4 protein-coding genes are annotated in these 5,639 nt (G+C 73.5%); all 4 read right to left on the reverse strand.

What is annotated here, in order from left to right:
• The coding region (locus DY240_RS24360; RefSeq protein WP_199702316.1) for an MHYT domain-containing protein at positions 1-883 on the reverse strand (883 nt) is incomplete at its 3' end.
• A gap of 119 nt (positions 884-1,002) precedes the next feature.
• Positions 1,003-2,841, reverse strand: coding sequence for a hydantoinase B/oxoprolinase family protein (locus DY240_RS24365; RefSeq protein ID WP_119662310.1), 1,839 nt, complete (start codon positions 2,839-2,841; stop codon positions 1,003-1,005).
• Positions 2,838-4,907: a hydantoinase/oxoprolinase family protein gene (locus tag DY240_RS24370; protein WP_119662311.1), complete on the reverse strand. Its 2,070-nt coding sequence runs from the start codon at positions 4,905-4,907 to the stop codon at positions 2,838-2,840. The genes DY240_RS24365 and DY240_RS24370 overlap by 4 nt, the downstream gene beginning before the upstream one ends.
• Positions 4,898-5,639: ArsR/SmtB family transcription factor (locus DY240_RS24375; protein WP_147375501.1), on the reverse strand; the 742-nt coding region annotated here is incomplete at its 5' end. The genes DY240_RS24370 and DY240_RS24375, both read right to left, overlap by 10 nt.

Below are 5,639 nucleotides of genomic sequence, written 5' to 3' on the forward strand. Positions count from 1 at the left end.
GCACCGGCCGCGCGGCCGGCGGCCGCTCGCGCCGATGCGCCGCGGGAGCGGGCGACGCGAGCCGCTCCACCGCCGGGCGCGCCGGCCGCACGAACAGGTTCTCGCGCTCCTCCTCGGCCGGCACGTCGTCGTCCCCGTCGTCGCGTGGGCCGAGCTCCACCGGCGACACGGCGATCACCGTGAACCCGGCCAGCAGCAACGCGCCGAGACCGATCGTGAACGGTACGAGGAACTCCGTCGCCGTCGCTCCCGTAAGCAGGTCTCTCGTGCCGGCGACCTCGGCCGACACCGCCGCCATGGCCGTGTAGTGCATGCTGCTCACCGCGATGCCCATGACCAGCGCCGCGGCGACCGCGCCGGCGAGGGTGCGGATGGTGAACACCAGCCAGAGCGCCGCGGTCGCCGCGGCGACGGCGATGGCCAGCGAGGCGGTGACGAGGTCGGCCCGGTAGTGGATGGAGCCGTCGATCCGCACCGCGGCCATTCCGCTGTAGTGCATGGCCGCCACGCCGATACCGGTGCCGAGCCCGCCGAACAGCAGGGCGCGATTTCGATCTTTCCCGTAACCGACCATCAGCACGCCGCCGCCGACCACGAGGAAAGCGACCAGCAAACTGATCAAGGTGAGCGATACGTTGTAGCGCACCGGGCTACCGGAAACCCGGAATCCCAGCATTGCGATGAAGTGCAGCGTCCAGATCCCCGCGGCCAGCGACGCCGCACCGGTGATCAACCAGTTGCGCTTTGCGCCGCCGGTGGACTCCCTCGCGCGGACGGTGCACATGAGCCCGATCACGGCGGCCATGACCATGAACACGTACCCGATCGCCGGCGTCGTCAGACCATGGGTGAAATGATCCACTTCGCTTGTTGCCGACAGCATTCAGCCCCCCGGTTGAATAGCGACGTAGTGGCATCTCGCGGTAGCCACCACCGGGAGCATGTGTTACCGAACGCTATGTCGTCAATACCGGCTTTGTCCGGTTTGCCGCTAAAGCCGCATCAGAGGTGATCGACAGCGGCCGACGAGGCGCCGCCGGCCAGTCGTGCGTAGCCCGGGCCGCGGTCGAAGAACGGCTCGTCACCGGTTCGAGCCGCCCGCCATCCGGCCCGCAGCGCGGCCGTCGCCGCCTCGTCCGCGACCGGGTCGTCCACCGGCCCGAGAACCACCACGCCGTAGTCGTCGCGCGCGCCGTCGACGGACACCTTCCGCGAGCGCACGTCGCGCAGCACCTCGTCGACCGGGCGATCCAGCGGGTCGCCCCAGCCACCGCCGCCGGTGGTGCGGATGCGGATCACCTCACCGGCCCGCACCGGCTCGGCGTCGGCGAGCGCGTCGACCTCGCGCTCGTGCGGACCGCCCGGGTCGATCGTCACCGAGAACGGCCGCCCGGCCCGCCCGCCCCGCACGCCCCAGCAGGACAGGATCGACCGGTCCGCGATCGACATGAAGTGCGCGTCGCGCAGCATCCGGATGTGCTTCTCGTAGCCGAGACCGCCGCGGTACCGGCCCGGCCCGCCGGAGTCGACCGCCAGCCCCAGCCGCTCGACCACGAACGGGAACCGCGACTCGCTGAACTCCGTCGGCAGGTTCCGCGAGTCGGGCACCACGTGGATGGTGTCCTCGCCGTCGGCGTAGTAGCGCCCGCCCGACCCGCCGCCCAGCACCTCGCGCATGAGGTACGGCCGCCCGTCGAGGTCGTCGCCGTAGACGCCGGTGTAGCGGATCGTCTCCTGGTCCGCCGGCATCCGCCCGTCGACGGCCTTGGCCAGGACTCCGGCCAGCACGCCGAGCAGCCGCAGGATCACGAACGTCCGCGCGTTCGTGGGCGCCGGGAACACCGGCGTCAGCAGCGTGCCGGGCGGCGGGAAGCGCAGCTCGAGCAGCGGAACGACGCCCTCGTTGACCTCCAGCTCGGCCATCCGCTCCGGCGAGCCGGCGAGGTTGCGCAGGATCGGCGCCAGCCACTTCTTCAGGAACGCGCCGTCGGCATAGTTCCCGCAGTGGTTGATCGGCCCCTTCGCCTGCGGCCCGGTGCCGGCGAAGTCGATGACCAGCCGGTCGTCGAGCTTGGTCAGCGTGATCCGCTGCGTGTGCAGCTTCGGCGGGTCGACGCCGTCGTGCTCGGCGTAGTCCTCCCAGACGTACGTGCCCGCGGGGATCTTCGCCAGGATCTCCCGGCGGAACGTCTCGGTGGTCTTGTCGAGGATCGCGTCGAAGCACGCCTCGACGTCGGCGCGGCCGTACCGCTGGAACAGCTCGGCCAGCCGGCGCGCGCCCATGAGGCAGGCGGCGCACTCGGCGTCGAGGTCGGCGGCCAGCGACTCCGGCATCCGCGAGTTGCGGGTCATGATCTTCAGCGCGGCCTCGTTCGGCACGCCCTGGTCCCACAGCCGGATCGGCGGGACCATGAGGCCCTCCTCGAACACGCTGGTGGCGTGCGACGGCATCGAGCCGGGCACGGTGCCGCCGATGTCGTCGTGATGCCCGAAGGCCTGCACGAACGCGACGACCTCACCCTCGTGGAAGACGGGCGCGGTGACGCACAGGTCCGGCAGGTGCCCGATGCCGCCCTCGGACAGGTAGACGTCGTTGTGGAAGAACACGTCGCCGGGCCGCATCGTCTCGATCGGGTAGTCGCGGACGATGGGGTGGACGAGCGCGGAGTACGAGCGGCCGGTCAGCTTGCGCAGCTTGCGGTCGTGGATGCCGGCGCGGTAGTCGTGGGCGTCGCGGATCATCGGCGAGCGCGACGTGCGCCCGATGGCGGTCTCGACCTCCTTCTCGACCGACGTCAGGTAGCCCTCGACGATCTCGACCAGGATCGGGTCGGCGCTCATGAGGTGGCCTCCCGGGCGATGAGCAGGTTGCCGTGCGCGTCGACGACGGCGCGGAAGCCCGGGTGGACCGGGACGGTGGAGCCGAACTCCTCGACGACGGCCGGTCCGGTGACGGTGTCACCGGCGCCCAGGGCGGCGCGGTCGTAGACGGCGGCGTCGGTCCAGCCGTCGCCGAAGTCGACGCGGCGGGTGGTGCGCGCCACGGCGCCCGTCCCTCGCGGTGCCGTCCGCAGCGCCGGGCGCGCGATCGGGCCGACGCCGGTGACCCGCAGGTTCACCCACTCGACCTCCTGCCGCGGGTCGCCGGCGAAGTCGTAGCCGTAGAGCCGGCGGTGGGCGGCGTGGAACGCGTCGGCGACCGCGTCCGCGAGCGCCGTCGTGACGGTGCCGTCCGGGACGTCGACCCGCACCTCCGACGCCTGGCCGAAGTAGCGCAGGTCGGCGGTGCGCAGGAACCTGCGCTGGTCGGCGGCGAACCCCTCGCGCGCCAGCGCCGCCGACGCCTCCGCCGTCAGGTCGTCGAAGGTCTTCCCGACGGCGTCCGGGTCGAGCACCGCGTGCCGGGCGACCGCCGTCCGCACGTAGTCGTTGCGCACGTCGACCGTCAGCAGCCCGAACGCGGACAGGTTGCCGGGGTCCGGCGGCACCAGCACGCCGGCCAGCCCGAGCACGTCGGCCAGCCGGCAGGCCAGCAGCGACCCGGACCCGCCGAAGCTGACCAGGTGGAAGTCGCGCACGTCCAGCCCGCGGGTGACGGTGACCTGGCGCAGCGCGTTGGCCTGATTCCACGCGGAGATCTCCAGGATCCCGGCGGCGCAGCGCTCGGCGGTCAGTCCGAGCCGCGCCGCGAGGGCCGCGATGCCGGCCCGCGCGGCGTCGACGTCCAGCGGGATCTCGCCGCCGAGCAGGTGCGGCGGGATGCGGCCGAGCAGCAGGTGCGCGTCGGTGACGGTCGGCTCGGTGCCGCCGGTGCCGTAGCACAGCGGGCCGGGGTCGGCGCCGGCCGACCGCGGGCCGACCTTCAGCGTCCCCTCCGGGCTGAGCCAGGCGACCGACCCGCCGCCGGCGCCGACGGTGACGACGTCGATCATCGGGATCTTGCTCGGGTAGGCGCCGACGCTGCCCTCCGTCGTCAGCGCCGGGTGTCCGTCGACCACGACCGCGACGTCCGTGGACGTGCCGCCGCCGTCGAGCGTGAGAACGCTGCCGAACCCGGCCGCCTCGGCGACGACCGCGGCGCCCAGGGCGCCGGCCGCCGGGCCGGACAGCACGGTCGAGATCGGCTGCCGGACCACCTCGTCGGCCGACAGCACGCCCCCGTTGGACTTCATGACGTAGAACGGCGGCCGCTCGCCGGCCGGGTCCAGCGTGGCCAGCCGCTCGGCGATGGTGCCGACGTACCGCGCGATGCTCGGCTTCACGGCGGCGTCGACCAGCGTCGTCACGCTCCGTTCGTACTCGCGGTACTCCCGCAGCACCTCCGCGGAGACGGAGACGACGGCGTCCGGGTGCTCCCGCGCGAGGACGTCGCGCATGCGCAGCTCGTGCTCGGGGTTGGCATAGGAGTGCAGGAAGCAGACGCCGACGGTGGTGATGCCGCGGTCGCGGAAGAACCGGGCGGCGGCGACGGCGTCGTCCTCACTGAACGGGCGCAGCTCGCTGCCGTCGTAGGCGAGCCGGCCGCCGACGGTCCGGACGAGGTCGGCGGGCACGATGCGCGGCGGCTTCACCCAGAAGTAGCTGTTGCCGTAGCCGTCCGGCACCGACTGCCGGGCGATCTCGAGCACGTGCGCGTATCCCTCGGTCGTGACGAACCCGAGGTGGTCGACCTTCCCCTCCAGCAGCCGGTTGGTCGCGACGGTGGTGCCGTGGACGACGGCGGCGACGTCGGAGCCTCGCGCGCCCAGGAGGTCCAGGATCTTGTGCACGCCGGCCATGAACCCCTCGGCGGGATCGGCCGGGGTCGACGGCGTCTTCGTGCTCGCCTGCCGGCCGGTCTCCTCGTCGACGGCGACGACGTCGGTGAAGGTGCCGCCGGTGTCGATGCCGATGCGGATCATGGACATGCGGTCGATTCAACCGGCGGCCCCGGACGCCCGGCGTCGGCAACTCGTGCCAACGGCGGGCCGCCGGCGTCGTGCAATGCCGCACCGAGCGCCGTCATGCGGTAGAGGACGCTCCGGCCGTGCCGCTCGCCCTCGACCAGGCCGTTCTCGCGCAGGACGCGCAGGTGCTGGCCGACGGCGCTGGGCGTGACGCCGAGCGCGCGGGCGAGGTCGGTGGTCGACGCGGGCGAGCGCAGGGCGTCGAGCAGCTCGGCGCGGACCCGGCCGAGCAGCCGCACCGTCGCGCCGGGCGGGCCGGCGCCGAGCCGCACGCTCCACAGCGCGCCGACGCCGCGGGCCGGGTAGCGCACCGTGGTCTGGGTCGACGTGCGCCGCTTGATCAGCACGTACGCCGACCCGAGCACGACCGGCATCAGGACCAGCCCGCCCGGCCCGCGGTCGACGGCGGAGTCCTCGCGCCAGCGGTCGCCGCCGAGCCGCAGCCGGCCGTCGCGCCAGCTCAGGTCGGGGTGCAGGTCGGCGAAGAGGGCGGCCGCTCCCCCGCGGGCCAGCCGCCGGGCCCGGTGCGCGACGTCGGCCTCGAGGACGGCGCGGATGCGCGGCCAGTGGGGCCCGACCAGGCGGTCGTGGGTGGTGCGCAGCTCGTCGGCGAGTGCGCGCAGGCCGGCGACCGGGTCGGCGGCGAGGTCGGCGACGGGTCCGGGCGGCGGCGGGTCGCCGAACCGGCGGCGC

The organism is Jiangella rhizosphaerae, assembly GCF_003579925.1.
Classification (GTDB): Bacteria; Actinomycetota; Actinomycetes; order Jiangellales; family Jiangellaceae; genus Jiangella; species Jiangella rhizosphaerae.